This window comes from Cohnella pontilimi, from assembly GCF_005049045.1.
GTDB classification, from domain to species: Bacteria; Bacillota; Bacilli; order Paenibacillales; family Paenibacillaceae; genus Cohnella; species Cohnella pontilimi.
Genome location: NZ_SUPK01000003.1, coordinates 271,813 through 292,422 on the forward strand (window position 1 = coordinate 271,813; position 20,610 = coordinate 292,422).

General features: G+C 54.0%; 17 protein-coding genes. 2 read left to right on the forward strand and 15 right to left on the reverse strand.

The genetic code is table 11. The features are described 5' to 3' along the window. Positions 1 to 125: 125 nt before the first annotated feature. From E5161_RS08070 to E5161_RS08085, 4 genes are all read right to left on the reverse strand, one after another. Entirely contained in the window at positions 126 to 1,367 is a 1,242-nt protein-coding gene (locus E5161_RS08070) for a M48 family metallopeptidase (protein WP_169306628.1), read from the reverse strand. A gap of 349 nt (positions 1,368 to 1,716) precedes the next feature. Further along, on the reverse strand, positions 1,717 to 2,691 hold the full coding sequence (locus E5161_RS08075) for an NAD-dependent epimerase (RefSeq protein ID WP_136777208.1): 975 nt from the start codon (positions 2,689 to 2,691) through the stop codon (positions 1,717 to 1,719). 60 nt (positions 2,692 to 2,751) lie between these two features. Beyond that, entirely contained in the window at positions 2,752 to 4,371 is a 1,620-nt protein-coding gene (locus E5161_RS08080) for an ABC-F family ATP-binding cassette domain-containing protein (protein WP_136777209.1), read from the reverse strand. Continuing rightward, positions 4,368 to 5,372, reverse strand: a complete 1,005-nt coding sequence (locus E5161_RS08085) for an MBL fold metallo-hydrolase (RefSeq protein ID WP_136777210.1) — start codon at positions 5,370 to 5,372, stop codon at positions 4,368 to 4,370. Before E5161_RS08085 ends, E5161_RS08080 begins: the two co-directional genes overlap by 4 nt. A gap of 268 nt (positions 5,373 to 5,640) precedes the next feature. On the opposite strand from E5161_RS08085, the gene E5161_RS08090 reads away from it, so the two are divergent. After that, positions 5,641 to 6,783 (forward strand): conserved virulence factor C family protein, encoded by a 1,143-nt coding sequence (locus tag E5161_RS08090; RefSeq protein ID WP_136777211.1) that lies wholly within the window; start codon positions 5,641 to 5,643, stop codon positions 6,781 to 6,783. Positions 6,784 to 6,904: 121 nt separating this feature from the next. Here E5161_RS08090 and E5161_RS08095 read toward each other — a convergent pair whose 3' ends face one another. The 7 genes from E5161_RS08095 to E5161_RS08125 form a co-directional block, all read right to left on the reverse strand. After that, the gene (locus E5161_RS08095) at positions 6,905 to 8,518 is read right to left on the reverse strand and encodes a response regulator transcription factor (protein WP_136777212.1); all 1,614 of its coding nucleotides are present in this window, start codon (positions 8,516 to 8,518) and stop codon (positions 6,905 to 6,907) included. Next, positions 8,511 to 10,271 (reverse strand): sensor histidine kinase, encoded by a 1,761-nt coding sequence (locus tag E5161_RS08100; protein ID WP_169306629.1) that lies wholly within the window; start codon positions 10,269 to 10,271, stop codon positions 8,511 to 8,513. The genes E5161_RS08095 and E5161_RS08100 overlap by 8 nt, the downstream gene beginning before the upstream one ends. A gap of 33 nt (positions 10,272 to 10,304) precedes the next feature. Continuing rightward, the gene (locus E5161_RS08105; RefSeq protein ID WP_136777214.1) at positions 10,305 to 11,804 is read right to left on the reverse strand and encodes an extracellular solute-binding protein; all 1,500 of its coding nucleotides are present in this window, start codon (positions 11,802 to 11,804) and stop codon (positions 10,305 to 10,307) included. A gap of 167 nt (positions 11,805 to 11,971) precedes the next feature. Next, entirely contained in the window at positions 11,972 to 12,811 is an 840-nt protein-coding gene (locus tag E5161_RS08110) for a carbohydrate ABC transporter permease (RefSeq protein ID WP_211246710.1), read from the reverse strand. Positions 12,812 to 12,822: 11 nt separating this feature from the next. After that, positions 12,823 to 13,692: a carbohydrate ABC transporter permease gene (locus E5161_RS08115; protein ID WP_136777216.1), complete on the reverse strand. Its 870-nt coding sequence runs from the start codon at positions 13,690 to 13,692 to the stop codon at positions 12,823 to 12,825. A gap of 76 nt (positions 13,693 to 13,768) precedes the next feature. After that, complete coding sequence (locus E5161_RS08120) at positions 13,769 to 15,115, reverse strand: ABC transporter substrate-binding protein (RefSeq protein ID WP_136777217.1); 1,347 nt, start codon at positions 15,113 to 15,115, stop codon at positions 13,769 to 13,771. A 490-nt stretch (positions 15,116 to 15,605) separates the two neighbouring features. Further along, positions 15,606 to 16,544, reverse strand: a complete 939-nt coding sequence (locus tag E5161_RS08125) for an alpha/beta hydrolase (protein WP_136777218.1) — start codon at positions 16,542 to 16,544, stop codon at positions 15,606 to 15,608. Between the two features lie 190 nt (positions 16,545 to 16,734). Between E5161_RS08125 and E5161_RS20735 the strand changes: the two genes are divergently transcribed. Further along, positions 16,735 to 16,893: a hypothetical protein gene (locus E5161_RS20735; protein ID WP_169306630.1), complete on the forward strand. Its 159-nt coding sequence runs from the start codon at positions 16,735 to 16,737 to the stop codon at positions 16,891 to 16,893. On the opposite strand, the gene E5161_RS08130 is transcribed toward E5161_RS20735, so the two are convergent. From E5161_RS08130 to corA, 4 genes are all read right to left on the reverse strand, one after another. Continuing rightward, positions 16,890 to 17,540 (reverse strand): LysE family translocator, encoded by a 651-nt coding sequence (locus tag E5161_RS08130; RefSeq protein WP_136777219.1) that lies wholly within the window; start codon positions 17,538 to 17,540, stop codon positions 16,890 to 16,892. The genes E5161_RS20735 and E5161_RS08130 overlap by 4 nt on opposite strands. A gap of 32 nt (positions 17,541 to 17,572) precedes the next feature. After that, complete coding sequence (locus tag E5161_RS08135) at positions 17,573 to 18,253, reverse strand: HAD family hydrolase (RefSeq protein ID WP_246042145.1); 681 nt, start codon at positions 18,251 to 18,253, stop codon at positions 17,573 to 17,575. Positions 18,254 to 18,268: 15 nt separating this feature from the next. Continuing rightward, on the reverse strand, positions 18,269 to 19,483 hold the full coding sequence (locus E5161_RS08140; RefSeq protein WP_136777220.1) for an MFS transporter: 1,215 nt from the start codon (positions 19,481 to 19,483) through the stop codon (positions 18,269 to 18,271). Between the two features lie 129 nt (positions 19,484 to 19,612). Beyond that, positions 19,613 to 20,563 (reverse strand): magnesium/cobalt transporter CorA, encoded by a 951-nt coding sequence (gene corA, locus E5161_RS08145; protein WP_136777221.1) that lies wholly within the window; start codon positions 20,561 to 20,563, stop codon positions 19,613 to 19,615. Positions 20,564 to 20,610: the final 47 nt, after the last annotated feature.

Genomic DNA, 20,610 nt, shown 5'->3' on the forward strand with positions numbered 1-20,610 from the left:
GACATTCGCATGAAGTCTTGTAATCGTAACACGATATTTTTGCAATTGTTGTCAAATTCTGGTCAATATTTAACAAAAGAGCCGCTCCAGCAATTGCAGGAACGGCTTCTACAAATCACGTTCACTTACCCACCCGGACTTGTCCCCAACTGCTGCATATCTTCTTCAATCCGCTGTTGGATCGTCGGATGTGTCCCATAAAACAACCGGCTCAGCCAAGGCTCCGATACGACGGCTTTATCGTACTTTGCCAGCTTCTGATGAAGAGTGATGCTCGCTGCGGGATTATGCACCAGGCTGGCCGCATAATCGTCCGCTTCTTTTTCGATGCCGTAAGAAAGCCTGCTGGTGAATGGATTAGACAAAAACAATAACAGGAGCAGAATCGCCAAAAGCGCCGCAAAATCGTCAGGACCGTCTTCAGTTTTTCTTTTTCGATAAACCCTCCACACCCAGGCGGTAACCGCAAAAAACGCGAATGCCCCCAACACGGCGTAGACGGTTCCTCTCATGACGTGGTGCAACTGATAATGGCCCATCTCATGGGCAACAATGGCGATGATCTCATCGTCGTTCAGCTTCTTCAGCGTCGTATCCCAAAGGACAATGCGCAGTGACGACCCGATCCCCGTTACATACGCGTTGATCGTCGTCGTTTGCTTGGAGACATCCGCTTCATAGACGTCTTGGGCAGGAACACCGGCTGTTTGGGCAAAACGGAGAATTTTAGCCTTCAGCGCTTGATTCTGGATGGGCGTATACTGGTTGTAAAGCGGATCGATCAGCACCGGTTTGACATAGACGAAAAGGAAAATGACCGGAATGCTTACGCACCACAAAAAGATCCACCAACGCTGCTTGAATCGCCGAATAAACGACCAGATCACTAGCACAACGAGAAACTCGGTGAAAACACCGACCCCGATATCCAAGAGACGATCGGACAGCCAAGACAAGAACGGCTGCTCCGTTAATCCGAGATGCGACCGGTAGAGGTAATAGCAGAAGCGAACGGGCAGCAACAAAATCTTATAGAGCAAGTAAGCCGAGAGAAAGGAGACGAACCGAACCGCATTTTTGCTTTTATGTACTTTCGACAGCTTTTCGGTTAACTTATGGATCATACCGGATTGATAAATTAGGATGAGCAAAAGGCATTGAAGCGCCGGATAGATAAAAGCGTACGACTCCCGGATCCATAAGCTATGCTGGGCTTCATCCAGTTCCTGCGGTGTCAGAAAAGTGCGGGGATCGGCGGGTGTTCCGATTAAATGTGCGGGGACATCATATGGCTGCAATGCGAAATACACCGTGATCAATACAGCGTAAATGAAAAACGCAACGTACGCCTTTCGGGTCGTGTTCATGTACATGAGCTCCTCACTGGATCTTCCAATTGCATCGTATCACAAATGGACCGGAGGTGAACTGGTTAACACCCGTGTTTGTGGCGTGCTGGAGCTGTAGTTGCAAATTGCCAAATTAGAGAGGTCATGTGGGGGATCGAATGTGCTGCAATTTCATTTGGCCAACTTACAGCAGCCATTCTGACGAATTCGTACGGGAAAAGGCTCTCCAATTTGGCAAAGTATAATTACAGAGAGGTAAAATGCGAAACCAGCGATTTAATTTTGCAAAATGCAGTTGCAGATCCGATCCGAGTTAAAGCGACCTATGCGCAACACTTTTGGGCTGACCAGAACGGCCGCCCGTTTTTCATTCCCGGTAATAACCCCTGTACCAATCCACGAACCGCTCCAAGCCTTCACGCAGCGAGGTAGATGGCCGGTAATCGATCGCCTTCTGCAGCTTGCTGATGTCGGCATACGTCGCCAACATTTCACCTTGCTGCATCGGCAAATATTCGAGCTCAGCCATTCTGCCGAGCAGCTCTTCGAGCGTGCGGATGAGCGTCATCAATTCCTCGGGACGGCCGCTGCCGATGTTGTAAATCTGGTACGGCGCGCCGCTGGAGCCTGAATCCGGCGGCAGATGCAGCAACCTCGCGATCCCTTCCACAATGTCATCGATATACGTGAAGTCTCGTTTCATTTTTCCGTGGTTGTACACTTGCAGGGTCCGGTTCTCCAGGATGCTTTTCGTGAATTTAAAGTACGCCATATCCGGTCTGCCCCATGGTCCATACACGGTGAAAAACCGCAAACCCGTGCACGGCAGCCCGTGAAGGTGGCTGTAGCTGTGCGCGAGCAGCTCGTTCGCCTTTTTGGTGGCGGCGTACAAATTCACCGGATGATCGGCAGCATCTTCTTCGGCGTAAGGCATTTTGGCGTTCGCGCCGTATACGGAGCTGGAAGAGGCATAGAGAAGGTGCCGAATCCGATGCTGGACGCAGGCTTCCAACACGTTGGTGAAGGCGACGATATTCGATTGAATGTACGCATGCGGGTGGGTCACGCTATGTCGGACACCCGCTTGAGCGGCAAGGTGGATGACGACTTCGACCTCTCCGTCCCGAAACAAGCCGGCGACATCCTCTGTACGCTCAAGCGCCGCTTGATGAAAATGGAACCGGTCGTATGCGGACAGTGCGTGGAGCCGGGATTGTTTGAGCTCCACATCGTAATAATCGTTCAGGCTATCCGCTCCGACGACGGTATGGCCGTCCTCCAGCAAGCGCCGGGCCGTGTGAAACCCGATAAAGCCCGCCGCTCCTGTGACAAGTATGCGCATGTTCGTTCCTTTCCGCGAAAAAGCCGCCCCCCTATTCGGGCGGGCGGCCGGTTGCATGAATTACGCCGACAGCAAGCGGGCGCGCAGCTGCTGCACTTCCGGATGCTCCAGATACTCTTCGTAAGTCATCAGGCGATCGATGATGCCGTTCGGTGTAATTTCGATGATGCGGTTGGCGATCGTTTCGACGAATTGATGGTCATGCGACGTGAATATGATTGGGCCGTCAAAGTCGATCATTCCGTTGTTCAGTGCCGTGATCGACTCCAGATCCAAGTGGTTGGTCGGCTCGTCGAGCAGCAGCACGTTGCCGCCGGTCAGCATCATTCTGGACAGCATGCAGCGAACTTTCTCTCCCCCGGACAATACCGACCCTTTTTTGAGCGCTTCGTCACCTGAGAAGAGCATGCGGCCCAGGAAGCCGCGGATGAAAGATTCGTCCTGATCTTTGGAATACTGGCGAAGCCATTCTACCAAGTTCAGCTCCACGCCTTCGAAATAGGCGGAGTTGTCTTTCGGGAAATACGCCGGCGTGGCCGTAACGCCCCATGTGACGCTGCCTTCGTCCGGCTGCCGCTCTCCGACGAGAATTTGGAACAGGACGGTTTTGGCCAGGCCGTTCGGACCGACCAGCGCGATTTTGTCGCCTTTATTCAGTACGAACGAAATCGAATCGAGCACTTTCTCCCCGTCCACCGTCGCCGAAACATTTTCCACCGACACGACTTGCTTGCCGACTTCGCGCTCCGGCTTGAAGTTGATGAACGGATATTTACGGTTGGAAGGCTTGATGTCGTCGAGCGAGATTTTATCGAGCAGCTTGCGGCGGCTTGTCGCCTGCTTCGCTTTGGATTTGTTGGCCGAGAAGCGCTGAATGAACGCCTGCAGCTCTTTGATCTTGTCTTCTTTTTTCTTATTCTGGTCGCGCATCAGCGTCAAAGCCAATTGGCTCGACTCGTACCAGAAGTCGTAGTTACCCACGTACATCTGGATTTTGCCGAAATCGATGTCGGCGATATGCGTACATACTTGGTTCAAGAAATGGCGGTCGTGGGATACGACGATGACGGTGCCTTCGTACCGCGACAGGAAGTCTTCCAGCCATCTGACGGACTCAATGTCCAAATGGTTGGTAGGCTCGTCAAGCAGCAAAATGTTCGGATTGCCGAACAACGCCTGCGCGAGCAGCACGCGCACTTTCTCGTTGCCGCCGAGCTCCGCCATCTTTTTGTCGTGCAGATCCGTCGTGATGCCGAGGCCGTTCAGCAAGCCTGCAGCTTCGCTCTCGGCTTCCCAGCCGTTCATCTCAGCGAACTCGGACTCGAGCTCTCCCGCGCGCATGCCGTCTTCATCGGTGAACGGATCCTTGGCGTAAATCGCGTCCTTCTCTTTCATGACGGAATAGAGGCGCTCGTGGCCCATAATGACCGTCTCGAGGACCGGGTACTCGTCGTACTCGAAGTGGTTCTGCTTCAGCACCGCCAGACGCTCGCCCGGCGTAATGTGCACCTCGCCGCTCGTCTGCTCGACTTCGCCCGAAAGAATTTTCAGGAATGTCGATTTCCCCGCACCGTTCGCTCCGATCAGACCGTAGCAGTTGCCGGGGGTGAATTTGATGTTAACATCTTCAAAAAGAGGGCGCTTGCCGTAACGCAGGCTCACGCCGTTGACCGTAATCATGAGTCGTCTCCATCCTTTTCTTCATTTACTGATTGTGCTGACCTATCGTCATTGTGGCTATGAAAACGCATCGTCTCTCCGTGCTGCAAGAGAAACAGCTGTTCTTCCGGGATTTCGAGTTGGATTCTCGCGGCCTCGAGCCGCTCCAGCGCTTCCTTGGGCGTGTCGTCCGCCAGCTTAAAGGCACCGTAATGCATGGGGATGAAATATTTCGCCCTTACATCGAGAAACGCCTGAAGCGCTTCTTCGGGGCTGACATGCTGCGGCGACATGAACCATTCGGGATCGTAGGCTCCGATCGGAAGCAGCGCCACATCGATGTCGAACTTCTGGCCGATGTCGCTGAAGCCGCGGAAATATCCGCTGTCTCCCGCAAAATAGATCGTCGGTCCGTTGTCCGCCTCGATCACCCATCCGCCCCAATGGGAGCGGTTCATGTCCCACGGATTTCGCCGGGTCCAGTGCTGAGCCGGGACGAAGGTGAACTTCACGTTGTGGTGCGTCGTGTTTTCCCACCAATGAAGCTCATGCGTGTCTCGAAATCCTCGCAAAAACATTTTCGAACGAAGTCCTGCCGGAACGAGCAGCTTCTTCTGTCCGCGCAATCTGCGAAGCGACGACATATGCAAATGATCGTAGTGGGAATGCGAGACGAGGACGACATCTACGGCAGGCATGTCCGACAATTCTACGCCGGGCGGGGCGAGACGTTTTTGAAACGCCATCCGGCGGGCCCATACGGGGTCGGTGACAATGTTCAAGCCGCCCAGTTGAATCAGGAAAGTAGAATGCCCGATCCAGGTGATAGACGGTTCGGTACGATTGTGCTGCAGAAAAACGGTATCGGGTTTAACGTTAGGTACGCAGTGGCTGTAATCCCGGCTTGAGCGAATCCGGTTCAGCCGCTCCTGACTCCATCGCCCGATGGATTCGATGGGAGCACTGTTCGCATGGGCGGAGTCCAGGTTGGCGAAGCGCTGCCGAACGCGTGGCTTACGCATGTAATCCCTCCGATGTTGTGCTCATTCATACTATAGCAGGAAATGATGAAATGTACCAAGCATGACGCAAAATACGCGCGCATCATTTGCGTTCGTTTTTATCGGGTGTAACGCGGTTTGCGATGAGGTTCGTTGATGTTTTTCCTATGGAATTTACCACTTCCAGTTTGCCCTGAACCTCGATCGGCAAGCCATGCTTTGGCAATCGGAACCGGGTTGGGGTATTGTAAGGAGTAAGAAGGTTATCGAAAAGCGAGGTCATTCGAAAATGAAGCTGTTGTCTATTGAGCCGACACCGAGTCCGAATTCGATGAAGCTCAATCTCGACGAGCGGCTGCCTGCGGGTGTCCGCTTGTCGTATACGGCGGAGCACACCGAATCGGCGCCGCCGCTCATTGCCCGGCTGCTGCGCATTCCGGGCGTGAAGGGTGTGTTTCATACCGCGGATTTCATCGCGGTGGACCGCAAGGGCGGCGCCGACTGGGCCGTGATTTTGCAGGAGGTGCGCGAAGCGTTCGGCGCCGAGGGCGAAGGATCCGCGGTGGCGGCGGCTGCACCTGAGGCGGGAGGATTCGGCGAAGCGCACGTGCTCGTGCAAATGTTCCGCGGCATCCCGATCCAGCTGCGTGTCCGCCACGGCGGGCAAGAGTCGCGTGCGGCGATGCCGGAGCGGTTTACGAAGGCGGTGACGGAAGCCGCCGGGGCGACGATGATTCGCGAGCGTAAACTCGAGGAGCTCGGGGTGCGTTACGGTGAGCCGCAGGACATTCTCGACGAGGTCGTGCGCGAGTTGGACGCCGCCTATCCCGATGAGCGGCTTCGCGATCTCGTCGAGCAGGCGCAGGCAGCTGGACCGGAGGCCCCGCCGCCTGCGCCGCCCGCGCCATTGAGCGGCGAGGAAGTGCGAAGCGTATTCGGCTCGGAGGATTGGCGCGTACGATACGCGGCTTTCGAGCGGTTGAAGCCCGAGCCGCAAGATGTGGATCTCCTCGCGCTCGCATTGCGCGACCCGCAAATGTCCATCCGCCGGCTCGCGGTCGTCTACTTGGGCGACCTTCGTACGCCGGAAGTAATGCCGCATCTGTTCGCGGCTCTGAAGGATTCTTCCGCGCCCGTGCGGCGGACGGCCGGCGACACGTTGTCCGATCTCGGCGATCCCGCCGCCACCGGACCGATGACGGAAGCGCTCGGCGATGCCAATAAGCTCGTCCGTTGGCGCGCCGCCCGTTTCCTCTACGAAGCCGGCGACGAGACGGCGCTCGAGGCGCTGCGCCGGGTCGCGGCCAGTGAGCCGGAGTTCGAGGTCAAGCTGCAGGCGGAGATGGCCGTCGCCCGCATCGAACGCGGCGAAGAAGCCGCCGGCTCGGTGTGGCAGCAAATGACCCGCATGCGGGAGCAAGAGAAGGAATAGCAGGGGTTCAACTCGCCTTTGTCCCAAATCTAAAAAGAGGTATCTCGGTAATAGGTCGAGATACCTCTTTGCTCGCATAGAATAGCGAATTTTATGCGAGACCGCCGCCAATCGGGCAAACTTACATGCTATTTTTGTATTCATGCGGCGTGATTCCGAAATGAGTTTTGAACAACTTAATAAAATATTGAGGTTTTTGATAGCCAATCTCGAGAGCGATTTGATTGATTTTCATATCTTTGGTTTTCAATAAATAGAGGGCGCTTTCCATTCGTTGCCGAAGAACGTAGCCCGAAAAATTCTCTCCGGACTCGGATTTGAAAAGGTTGGAGACATAGACAGGATGCAAATGGACGTGATCGGCCACGGACTGCAAGGTGACGTCTTTCAGATGATGACGGACGAATTCGTAAATTTGCTCCATCAAATTGCTGCGAAAATGATCGGATTGCTTATCGCTGTATGCCTTCAGTTCGCTCAAGCGCCGGTAGCTCCAATCCCGAAGCGCCGCCACACTCCAGCCCGCCTCCATCCGCATCGACATCTTCGCGTTTTGTCCGAATACTTCCGGAAGACACCTTCCTTTTTTATGAACGAAATAGGAGTAAGCCTGCAACAATGAGGCATATGTTTCGTAAACATACTCCCTGGATTTGATCCCGTGCGAATCTAACTCTTCAAATATGCGGTTCAATTTCTGCTCGAAAGCATTCCATTGCTCGATTTCAATAAGCTGCAGCAGTGTTGGAGGAGCATACAATTCCGTCAAAGGACGAATCTCTTGAAGGTACGTTTCCTGAACCGCGTACAAGAAGCTGTCGGTTTGATCGCCGATCACATCCGTATATGCCGCGATCGTGGATTGATGTAGAGCCGGCAGCGCCGCGGGGAACTCCCCCCAGTCGCTCAACACCGCGGATACCTTGATTTTCAGAAACCGGTTGATGTGTTGCTGAATCATCCGGACATGATGCTCCACCGCGTCGCGCGGCTCTTTTTCTTCCGACGCAGCCGGCAGAGGCCGGACGAGAAATATGAGATAATCGTGTCGGTCTTTTCCGTGCCAAACGGCAAACTCTCCGGCTAACACTTCATCCGCGATATTTGCGACGGCATACTCCATCAAAGAAGACGCGTAGACGTCCCGACTCTCGTCTTTCTCCTCCAGCCTTAGGCTGATCAATGCGATCGGATAACCCCATGGGAACGGAAGCTCGTACAACCGTGTTTTTTCCTCCACAACCGTTCTCGGTATGCGGGTTCCCACCAACAAGTCCCGAAGCAGACCCTCACGGAGTTTCGGAAGACCTTCCTTAAACAGGCGAAACAATTTCTGTTCGCCCACCATCCGCTCGCCGTGCGCTTGAATATCGGCTATGAGCTTCCGGAGCGTCCGCTCCAACTCCTCATTCGCGACCGGCTTGAGCAGGTAGTCGAAAACGCCCTGTCGAAGCGCTTGCTTGGCATATTGGAATTCATCGTATCCAGTCAGAATGACCGACCGGATATTGCTCCATTTGGCGTTCACTTCCGAGACGAGCTCCAGTCCGGTCATGCCCTGCATTTGAATATCCGTGACGAGAATGTCGACCTGACGATATTGAAGCAGCTCCAGCGCCTCTTCGGCGGAATACGCCTTATGCACGGCCGATATGCCCATATCGTCCCAAGGCAATCCGATGGCCAGACTGTCGACCAGATGGGTATGGTCATCTACGATCATGATTTCATACAACCCGCAATTCCCCCTTACCGTCTTCCGTCAGGCTTCCGTTGCCCTCCGGGACCGTCCACCGCAATTCCGCCGCCACGCCTCCCGAATCGGAAGGCATGATGCGAAGTCCCGCGTCATCTCCGAATAAAAGCTGCATTCTCCGGTGCACGTTGAGCAATCCCGACTCGATTTCCTCGTTTTTCACGCTGCGAAAGGCGGTTTGCAAAGCGTCCAGATCGGGAAGGGGCATGCCCGGCCCGTTATCTTCCACGGAGAGACGGGCAGCATCTCCGTCCATTCTGCCGACGATACGCACGATTCCATATTCATCGTTGTTTTTAAAGGCATGCAAGACGACATTTTCCACGAGCGGTTGCAGAATGAGGCGCGGTACTTCCAGGTCGAGAAGCCTGTCATCCATTTCGAATTCGAATTCAAAGGAATCCGTAAGACTGCGATGGATTTGGAGATAATGGGAAACCAATTCCAACTCCTCCCTTACCGTCGCCAGCTTTTTTCCCGATTTGGTGGTATATCGGTAATATTTGCTCAGGCTCATCGTCATGGCGATGGCCGCTTCTTTCTCGCCCAATTCGATCATGCTCTTGATGTATGCCAGCGTATTGTACAGAAAATGGGGGTTGATTTGGGACTGGAGGTGTTTGAGATTGGCTTCCTTGCTTTGGATCTGTTCCTTGAGCACGACCTCGATCAAATCCTCGATTCTTTCAGCCATGGCATTGAACCGGTCGTAAAGGATCCGGAATTCTCCCGGCGGTCGGTCCCTCATCCGGCTCGAATAGATCCCCTTCTCGATCAGATTCATACTCTGAAGCAGCTTGCGAAAAGGAATGCGTATGTTCCGGTACAACAGGAACGAGAGACAAACGGCCATGAACAGCATCATGCCGCTGATCGAATAAAACATCGTCCTGTCTCGATTGATCGGTTTCATGATGCGGCTGATCGGAATGTAGTCGACTAAGTACCAACCCAAGGACTCGATTTTTTGAAAATGGATCTGATAGGTATTCCCATCGGCGTCCGCGTTCAAGAACGTCTGCTCACCGTCCGGGAGATTCCGGATGAATTGCAGCGCAGGCCTCAGCCCGCGGATCAGCCCTCGGTTGGCCGAATAGTTGTAGATCGGATCCGCATCGGGCAGGAACAGAATAGGATCCGAAAAACCTCCCGACTTGAGCTCCGTCAGCTGGCTCATGATTTCGGTTTCGTCCACCTTGACGACCACCCGTATGTCCGGCTGCTCCGTGTTTGACCATTGATCCGGATAAGAGAACGTATCGATGAAATAGGAACCGCGGTCGTCCCTTCGGTAATCCCAATAGGCGTCATGGTCCGGGAGCAATTCGGGCAGCGCGTTGAGATTGGAATTACTTCGGATGACCATTCCGGTTTTCGGATAGACGACGGCAATGACGGCCTTCCAGTTTCCATATCCGGCAAGCCTGTTGATTTCTTCCGAAACGGTCCGCAGCGTATGATACTGGAGGAGATCGTCACCCAGCAAGTCCGGGTATGCGAGGTTGCGAACGTCGGTGCTCTCGTAAAGCATTTTCTTGTATGAGTCGAACTGGGCAAACAATTGGTTCAACTGTCCGGCGGACGATTCGATCTGATTCCGTTTCACTTTCATGATTTCCTGGGTTAACACCGTCGTGCTGGTGCGGTTGGATATCGCATACAGGACCAGGATCGGAGTCAGAAGAATCATTAACATAATCATCATTTTGGCGAATATTCCGAATCGCTTCAAAAACTTCGCCTCCGGTTGTCGAATGGAATTCATTTAGGGACGTCCGGCATTAAATTCGTTGAACTGCTTCTTCAGTTCGGCAAACACCTTGTCGTAACCCGCTTTCTTGAGAGCGGTCATGGCGCTTGAAAAACCGGAATTGTATCCGACTAGACCGGAGTTGATGAGATCGAACTTTTCCTTGTAAACTGTCAGCACTTGCGCCATTTCCTTCTTCACCGGTTCTTCGTTGAAGTGGAACCCGAATAGCCTGGATATTTTGGCGTTGTCGTCGTTGTGGAGCATGTCGCGAACGACGTCGTCCGGCACGTTCGTCGGCGCGGTGAAATAGTTTTTATTCCGCCACATCCATTCGTACATCAACTGGTCGTTCGTTAGAAGCTTGATTTTGCCGTTTTCGATCCGATAATATTTGCCCTCGACGCCGAAGATGATGAAATTGTAATTATCCTTGCTTTTCAGAATCCAATTCATGAACATCATGGCCCGTTCCGCGTGCTTGGCTGCCGCCGGAATCATGTATGCCTCGTTGCTGGGAGCAACGATATATCTCGGTTTGTCCGGAGCGAGGAAATATTCGCGAAGCTTGGCTCCGGAATCCGCTTTCTGTGCGGTTTGCAGGTTCTCCATCGCTCTGGAGACGGCGCCGACGCGGAACAGCAGCTTTCCAGCGTTCTCCTGATCGATCTTCGACTGCGGATTACCGACCAGGTTTTTGTCGATAATCCCTTTTTTGACCCAATCTTCGCGTAAATGCGCCACCTTTTTGTAAAGATCGGATTCAACATAATTCACCAACTCACCCGTATCCTCGTTGACCGCGAACAGATTCCGTTCGTCGAACGCGGTCAGGTTCTCTCCGGACAATTCGCGCCAGAGGACTTCGTGGCCCCGATCCGTTTCCAGGTAGCCGTAATAACTGGGGTCTATGGCGTGCATTTTCCGATAGAAGGCTTCCAGATCCGCAATCGTTCGGATCTCCGTCATGCCGACCGACTCCAGCAAATCCTGCCGGACCATGACGGAGGTGAATTTGCCTGCCGACGTGAAAGCCTGGGAAGGAATCGCCCACTGTTTGCCGTCAATCTGGTCGAGTTTGAAGTTCTCCGCCGGAATATTCTTGATCAGATTCTGACCGTATTTCTGCAGCAGTTCGTCAAGCGGCTGGATGTACCCTTTCGATTTATAACCAGAGACGAAGGGCGTTCCATGCCAGAAAAGATCATAGTCTTCGCCCGTGGAGAGCGACAGTTCCAACTTTTGCTGGTAGCTTCCCCACGGGATGTAGGTCAATTCGAGTTTCATGTTCAAATCATTCTTAAGCCGGTCGTTCAACTCATTGTCCACGAACTCCCGCATTCGGGCGGATTCGTCGCCCGGCATGATCATCTTGAGGGTGACGAAATCATCCGGTTTGCCGCCGTCTGTCTCTTTCCCCGAAGTTTCCGTATTTTCGTTATCTCCGTTGCATGCGACTACGATTGCGGATGCCAGGATTAGAGTCAGAATCGAGAGAAGCCAGCGGCTGGGCATTTTTTCCACCCCCTATTTATTAAACCATGAGTCCTACGCTTTGTCATGAATCTCCGGCAATCGAGTAAAAAGCGGACGAAACAGGAACCTGTTCGTCCGCTCATGAGTCATTTCATCAAACCACCCCGTCGACTCGAACAGCATGCTATGGATGCCGTTATGACCCATCAACCTTTATGCGCGCTGAATGCAACGCCTTCGATAAAACGTTTTTGGAAAATAAAGAAAAGCAGAATCATCGGAATGACAGCCATAAAAGCGCCCGCTGTGAGAACAGGGTATTTCGAGTAAAATGCGGAAGCGAGCGTGGCGAGCCCCGCCGACAAAGTCAGCTTCTCGGGCGAGCTGTTGATGATCAGCGGCCACTGAAGATCATTCCAGGTCCAGAGCAACTGAATGATGACAATGGCGACCAGCGCTGATTTGACGAGCGGCAGCATGATGAAGCGATAAATTTGAAACGGATTACAGCCGTCCAAAATCGCGGCTTCCTCCAATTCCTTGGATATGCTGAGGAAATACTGTCTGAGAAGGAAAGTGGCGAAGGGACTGATGAGCGAGCAGATCCAAAGCGCCGTTACCGTGTTGACCAATCCAAGCTTGCTCATAATGATATATTGCGGCGTGTAAAAAACGGCGTTGGGAACCATCATGACGGAAATGATCAGGAAAAAGCACAGTGTTTTCCCCGGGAACTGGATTCTGGCGAAGGCATAAGCCGCCATCGAACTGAAAATGACGGGAAACACCGTCTTCATCAAAGCAGAAAACGCGGTGTTGAGATAGTAATGCGGAAAATCCGACTTTTCGATCACTTCCGCATATGCCGCGAATGATGGATGGCGGGGGAAAAAGACAATCGGAATTTGTGTCGCTTCGGTCGTCGTCTTAAATGAAGTCAGAATCATCCACAAGAAAGGAACGATCATGACGACGGCGCCGACAATCAAGATCAAGTGAATGGCAAAATGGGTCTTGCGGACCGCGGTCGTTCGATTGCCGCTCATGTCACCCCTCCTCATTCGTAGAAGACCCATTTCTTTTGCAGCATGAACTGGAATCCGGTCAAAATCAGGTTGATGAGCAGAAGGATGTTCACCATGACCGCGCCGTAGTTTTGATCGTAATAGACGAAGGCGTTTTGGTAATAGGCATATACCAGCGAACGGACGGAAGGAAGTGCGACGTTCGTTTTCCCGATGATCAAATAGATCGAGTCAAAAATTTGTGTGGCTCCGATCATCAAGATGACTGTCGTGAAGAACAATGTCGGAGTGAGCAATGGAAGCGTTATGTGGCGGAATTTACGGAAACCGACGGCCCCCTCGAGCTCTCCCGCCTCGTACAGAGTTCGCGGGATGTTCTGCAAGCCGGCCAGAATGAGAAGCATGTTAAAACCAATTCCGCCCCAAACGCCAACCAGGACAAGCGCATACATGGCGAACCGCGGATCGGAAATCCAGGCGATATGCGTTCCCAAGAAATAATTTAACAGCCCGAAATCCTGCGCAAATAAAACGATCCAAACCAGGGCAACGGCTGCGGGCATCGTAACTTGCGGCAGAAAAAAGATGACCCGGTAAACGGAAGCGCCCTTGATCCTGGTATTCATCAGCACGGCGAAAAACGTGGAAAACACGAGTGTGAGCGGCACAACCAGCACCACATAATAGAGCGTATTTCGCAGATTGCGCCAAAACTCCTCATCCCTGAACAATTTATGATAATTGTCCAGCCCGACCCAGTGATTGATCAGTCCGAAGTTTTCGGATTTCATGAAGCCCAAATAAAGGGAATAGATGGCCGGACTACCCCAAAAGACCAAGGTTCCGATTAATGTTGGCGCGATCATGATATATGCCCACGCATATTTGCTTCGAGAATTCATGTCCATCGCCCCTGCCTGTTCATCGGGGGCGTTCCGGTTTCCGGAACGCCCCCGACTCTGCTTTTATCGGCCGGTTCTACTTGTTGTCCGCAATCGCCTGGTTCATCATGTTAGCCACTTTCTTGGCGCCCTCTTCGATGGAAATCGCTCCGCCCCAAGCTTGGGACATGATTTCGCCTTCTTTCGGGAACCAGACCGGATACGACTTCATGCCGGCCGGATACGGCACCGCTTCGGACGCCTGGTCAATGAATACTTGCAGGTTCAAATGAGGTTTCGATTTAACCCACGCGCCTTGCGTGTCTTTGAATGCCGGAATGGCCGCGCCCATCTCCGCCGTAATTTCGGCTGCCCGCTTCGAACCGAGGAATTCAAGGAACAGACCCGCCTCCTCTTTGTGCTTGCCGGCGGCCGACATGGCGTTGCCGAGACCGTTGATGATGTTACCGCGTTTGACCTTTCCTTTCGGAAGCGGCGCCCAATTCCACTTTCCTGTGATGTTATCGCTGCCGTCGATATCGTTGGTCCGCCAGTCGCCTTCAAAGATCATGGCCACTTTGCCGGATTTGAACATCTCGGTGGCGTCCGTATCCGTCATTTGCTGGTGGGTCGGGGAAGCTTTGTCGAGAATGAGCTGGTACCGGGCCTTTAGCGCTTCGATCGAAGCCTGTTCGTCGTAACCAGATTTGGACATGTCATCGGTGACGATGTGTCCCCCATTGGCCAGCATGTCATTCCAATAGCCGGTTTGCGTATCCATTTTGGCTGCGAAACCGTAAATGCCTTTGTCGGGCTGGCTCAGCTTCTTGGCAACCTCCGCCAGCTTAGCATAATCCCAAGTATCGTCCGGATATGGAATGCCGGCATTATCGAACAATTCTTTGTTATAGGCAAGGCCGATCGTGTCGAAGTCTTTGGGAAGGGCATAGTTTTGTCCGTTCAGCGTATAGATCGAGCCGAGATTGGCTTCATAATTGTTCAAATCGATTTTGCCGGTGCTGACCCTGTCCGTGATCGGCTCGAGGAAGTTGCCGGACACGAATTTGGTGAATTGACCGGAGTGCATCCAGAACACATCAGGCAGCGTTCCGGCCGGTGCCGCCGCGGACATCTTCGTCCAGTAATCGTTCCAGGGAATGACTTCGACTTTGACCTTGATATTCGGATATTGAGCCGTGAATTCCTTGCCGATGGCTTCCATGGCAGGCTGCTGGAGCTGATCCCATATGGTGTACGTAATCGTGACGTCCTTCTTCGGCGAGTCGCTCGCTTTCTCGCTCGCTTGCCCGCTTGAAGCCGGACTGTTTTCGGCGGACGGGCTGTTCGACGATTCGCTCTTGGATTTGCCGCAACCCGCCAACATCAAAGCTGCGGACAGGATGATACTGACGATCACAAACCATGACTTCTTTCGGTTCAACATTCCATTTCCCCCTTACAGTGTTCTTGCTCAGCTCTCCTGGGAAACTTTCCGGAAAAATCTGCGCATATTTTTCCGTTTTTCAAGGTAACGAGCGCTTGTCGTTTTCATCGTAATAGAAGACATTCCTTGTTGGAATGCCAATTATTTAAGATTGCTGCCCCATTTTTAAGATTGACTTTGCAACAGCAATCTCTATAACCATAATGAATATCAAGATCAATGGCATCATGCGTCAATTCCTGGCCGATTTGCGGGATGAAACACCCGACATGCTCCGTTAAATAAGGGTTGGACTGAGCTATTAAAAGAAACCGCGGCAGTTTAGGACAGGAAAGTATAGTCCTAGACTGCCGCGGTTTTATGGAACTAACGTTGGATAAACACGCGTCCGTATCCCGCCATTACAACCGCCATTTTGTAATCGAACTGTAACATCACGTTCATATTGTCACAACAAAGGGGGGGTACAATATAAACATGACCCCCCTTTTCAATATATTTCTCTTGACGGGCTTGCGGCCGATGCCGCGAGCCTATTTTCTTTGTTCATACCGAGATGGGTTTGGAAGAAGCCAAGAACAGCCGGCCAAAATGCGGGATCCTGCTCGGACGAGCTGTGTCCGCTGACGTCGACGTACAAGTGAGGAAGCTGCGGATTGTTTAACAGCACGTGGTCCAACTCGGTGGAAGGAATGTAACCGTCCCCGCGTGAGTGCACCAGCAGCACCGGAATGTTGCGGCCTTTCAAGTTGTCCGCCAGTATCTTCGCCGGGTCGGCTTTTTTCATGATTGAACGGGATATGCCGCTGCGCATCGCCATGATGCGCGGAATGACATGAGCCAATGGATATCGCGGCAGCTTGCGTCTGCTCAGCTCGGCTCCGATCATCGTATCGAACTTGACCGGCATGGAATCCGTAACGAGCGCCGCGATCGGTGCCCCTTCGGCCAACGCGAGCACCGCGCCGAAGCCGCCGAGCGAATGTCCGAGTACCCCGACCCGACCGGTGTCGATGTCCGCGCGGTTTCGCAGCCACTCGAGTGCTGCCAGCAGATCGTCGCGGAACATCAGTCCGGTTGGAGCCGGATGCTTCTCGCTCTCCCCGTGGCTTCTCGCATCGTACATCAGCACGGCGAACCCCGCTTCATGGAGCGGAATCGCAAACCTCAGCACACGTGCCCGATTCGAGCCCCAGCCATGTGCGACCAGCACCGCCGGTGATTTCCCAGCGCCTGGCTGCGGCAGCATCCATCCGCGAACTTTGCCTCCCCCGCTTGTCCATTCCACATATTCAAAGGGTACAGTCGGCTCCATCGAATTCGGGATAGGCCGAGGCTGCTGTGCTTTGGCCGTCATCCCGAATATCGTCAGCACACTTGCCCCTACCAGACATCCCACCGCGCCTAGTCCCGCTGCAACCCCAATCATCACGTCGACGCTCCTTCAACTCTCATGCTCTATATTCTAGCCGAAATATGGTGCATCGAGTAGCTCCTTGGTAACCCCCACCCACCGGTGGGACCCGCTTAACGATCATCCGCCGCCAAGCACCGCCGGCCGGGTGGGCGCATATCGTGTAACACACGTTACGCGCTCACGCGAAAAAGGAGGAAAGACCATGGCCAAAACTAGGCGCCCCGGCAATCGGCCCCTGCTGCGCAAGGGCTCCATCCAAGCCGGGCTTTCCCGGTCTGCGAAAAGAAAAGCACCCGCCACAAGAGCAGGCGCTCGCAAAGGCGGCAAGGTGCGCATCCATCACCACACTCCTGCCCCTTAACCGAACAAAAGAAACAGCGCAAGCGTCGCGTATAATAGACCTTCCGCGATGCTTGTCCGGCGGCGGGCGGCTTCCCCTCTCTGTAAATATCGCCTTCCTAACCGTCCCGCAAACATCGCAACCAAGTGGAAAATGACGAGCGATTGAAGCAGAAACGTGAAGCCCAGAACAAACATTTGCACCGGCACAGGACCCGCACCTTGCCGGACGAAGCTCGGAAGGAACGCAATAAAAAACAGCGATACTTTGGGATTCAGCACATTCATCAAAATCCCCCGCCGATACAACCGGCCATAGGACATAGCCACAGGCCGCTCCTGCCCGGCAGCCACCTCCGAAGCCGAAACCGGCGCCGCCGCCGGCTTCGCAGGCTTCAAGCACATCCACGCCAAGTACAACAAATACAAAGAGCCGGCCGTTTTCACGGCCGGCATGGCGTAAGGCAAACCGTACACGACGGCGGAGACGCCCAGCGCCGCGGCGGAGATGTGCGCGAGAAGCCCCGTGCACAATCCCAGCGCGATGGCCGAGCCCTGCTTCGGCCCGCCTGCGGCGCTTTGGGCGATGACGAATAGGATGTCCGGGCCGGGCATCAACGTCAGAATCACGGAAGCCCCCAAAAATGCCATCCAAACGCCCATGTCCATCCGCCCGTCTCCTCTCTCCATTTTCGCATCACTTAATCGATCGATTTCAGAGCCAGCTTCTCCAGCAATTGCTCCAGCGGTTGATCCGCCAAGGAATCGATCAGCAAATCCGCATCGGCGCCAAGGAAATCCATCTGCCTCGTCACCGCATTGGGTACGGCGATCGCATGCATGCCCGCTTTTTTCGCAGCCGTCAAGCCGTGCAGGGAGTCCTCCACCGCAACGGCTTCCGCCGGTTTCACGCCCAAATCGGCGACAGCCAGCCGGTATAAGGCCGGATCGGGCTTTACCCGCTCCACGTCATCCGACGTGCGGATCGTTTCAAAATACTCCCGTATCCCCTTGGACCGCAAATGCCGCTCAATCCATTCCCGCGTGGAGCTGGACGCGAGTCCGATCGACAGCCCGAGCCGCCGCGCCTCCTCCAGCCATTCCTTCACGCCTGCGCGCAGCTCCGCCTGGTCGGCTTTTTCCGTGAGATCCGCCTCATACCGCGCCCTCATCAGTTTATGATCCAACGGGCGTCCGATAAGCTGCTCCAGATCCGCATAAGGATCATAGGGGCCGCCGACGGTGCCGATCCCGAGCGCCCATCGGGCGAGCGCCAGCTCCTGGCCGTGTTCCTCGAAAATGGTGCGGACCACCTCGAATGCCAAAGTTTCCGTGTCCAACAACGTTCCGTCAAAATCGAATACGATCGCTTTTATAGCCAATGTGTGTCAGCACTCCTATCTCTCGTTAACCATTTCTCTGAGTACGCCGCGGCGCCACACCGCTCCCAGGAAAGATATCGCGTAACAAACGGACGCTCCGATATAAATCATCTGGATCCCGTAGCGGTCCGCCAGCCACCCGGCCACCAGCAGCGAAACGCCGAACAGCACGGAAATGAGCGTCGTTCGAGCCGCGAATACGGACGGCATTTCTCGTTTCGGAGCGGCAAACTGGATCATCGTCGTCCCGGCCAATCCGGCAGCGGATTCCGCGAAACCGATCACCACCATGACAGCCAGCGCCATCTCGGGATGTACGGTGAACGAGAAAATCAGCACGCTCAAGGCCAGCCCTCCGCTTCCGGCGAGCAGAAGGAAGGCCAGCTTCCGCCTGGCGTCCTGGACGAACTGGCCGATGCCCCAATTCGCCGCAATCAGTCCCGCGCAGAATGCTCCGTTCATCCAGCCCCACCATACTTCGCCGACGCCTAGCTGCTGTTCTGCGAACACGAGAAGCAGCGCTCCCGCGAACGCGGCGGATAACAATCCGCCCCAAACATCCATCCAAAGCAGCAGGCGCAGTGAGGGCACGCGCAAGAACATTTTCCAGCCTTGCAGTAAGGACTTGGCTCCCCCCGCCTCCTCTTCCTCCTCGGACGCTTCGAATCCGGACTCCTCCCGAATCAGCAAGGAAGACACACCAGCAAACAGCAACAAGAGAGCCGCGACCCACAAGGACGCAGCGGAACCCAGCGCGGACACCGCAATGGCTCCGCCCGCCCATCCGGCAAGCGAACAAGCTTGGCTGACAGCTCCCAATGTTCCGTTTGCTTTTAGAAGCTCATCATTTTCTACGATCCTAGGCACCAAGGAAGATCTAGCGGGACCCGCGACTCCTTCCAGCACGGATAATACCAGGACGGCGGACGTGAGCCATTCCACCTGCGCGCGCCCGGCGAACGTTCCTAAATACAACGCCAGTAAAGCCAGACCACAGCATTGAACGAGCAGGCAGAACGCGAGCAGCCGGCTGAGACGGTATCTCCGCAGGACAAGCGGCGCCCCGAAGCTTCCGGTCGACATGCCGATCACCCTCAGCAGCGGGAAGAGTGCGGCAACGGCAGCCGAGCCGGTCTGGCGGTACAACGTGGTCACCAACGCCAATATATACAAAATATCGCCCAGCGTCGAACAAGCCTGGCCGGATAATACATAACGAAGCCGTTTCATCCGTCAGCACCAATCCTTATTTATTTAGTTGTCAAAGTTACAGGATTGGGCTGTCGGCTTACAACGGTATCCCTCCGTTCCTTTCTCCTTGATTTCAAGTATATCATTCGACTGGCGAATACGTTCGGGTTAATCGAACCAGCCTTTGCGTCTGAACCATATGTACATACCGATTCCCAGCCCCGCCATCACGACGAGCACGGTGAAATAACCCCAACGGGTGTGCAGCTCGGGCATATTTTCGAAATTCATGCCGTAAATGCCCGCGATAAAGGTAAGCGGCATGAATATGGTCGTGATCACCGTCAGCGTCTTCATGATCATGTTCATCCGGCCCGAGCGGATTGAGTCGTAGCTGTCTCGTAAATCCGAAGTCATCTCGCGATTGGACTCGATCATATCCGTCAGCTTGAGGAGATGATCGTGGATATCGATAAAATAGGCGATGTGTTCGCGGACGCCGGGAATTTTGTCGGTGTTGATGACCCGGTACAGCAAATCCCGCATCGGAATGACCGTCCGGCGCAGCCGAAGCAGGTCCGTCCGGATTTCATACACTTCGTTGATGAGCGTCTGCAGCTTCTCCTTGGCTTCGCGGTCTTCCATATCGTTCATATGGTCCTCGATGCGGTACAGCGTCGGAAAATAGTTGTCGACAATTTTGTCCAAAATCAAATAGGCGATGTAGTAATGGTCTAGTTTCCGGGACCCGGCATTCTCCTTAACGCGCCGCCATGACTCTTCGATTTCGTGTGAAGGGTTGAGATGGAATGATACGATTCCCCGAGGCCCCAGAAATAAGTTGAGCTCGTCCGACTCCAGCGTCGATGGATCCACCGCGTGCAGTACGAAAAAATGCGTATCCTCATAGTGGTCGAGTTTGGGCCTCTGCAGCAAATGCAGACAGTCTTCGATCGCGAGCGGATGAAAATGAAAATAGCTGTCCAGCAGCTTCGTTTCTTCCTCCGTCGGGCAGTCAAAATCGACCCAGAACCACTGGATGGAAGGTTCGGTCAAGTTATGCAAAGGAATGTTCTCGATGAATTCCCCTTGTTCCGTTACGGCCAGCGTACGAAGCAAACGCGATCACCTCTTACGGCTCATTATGCCCCTCCCGCCATCCATTT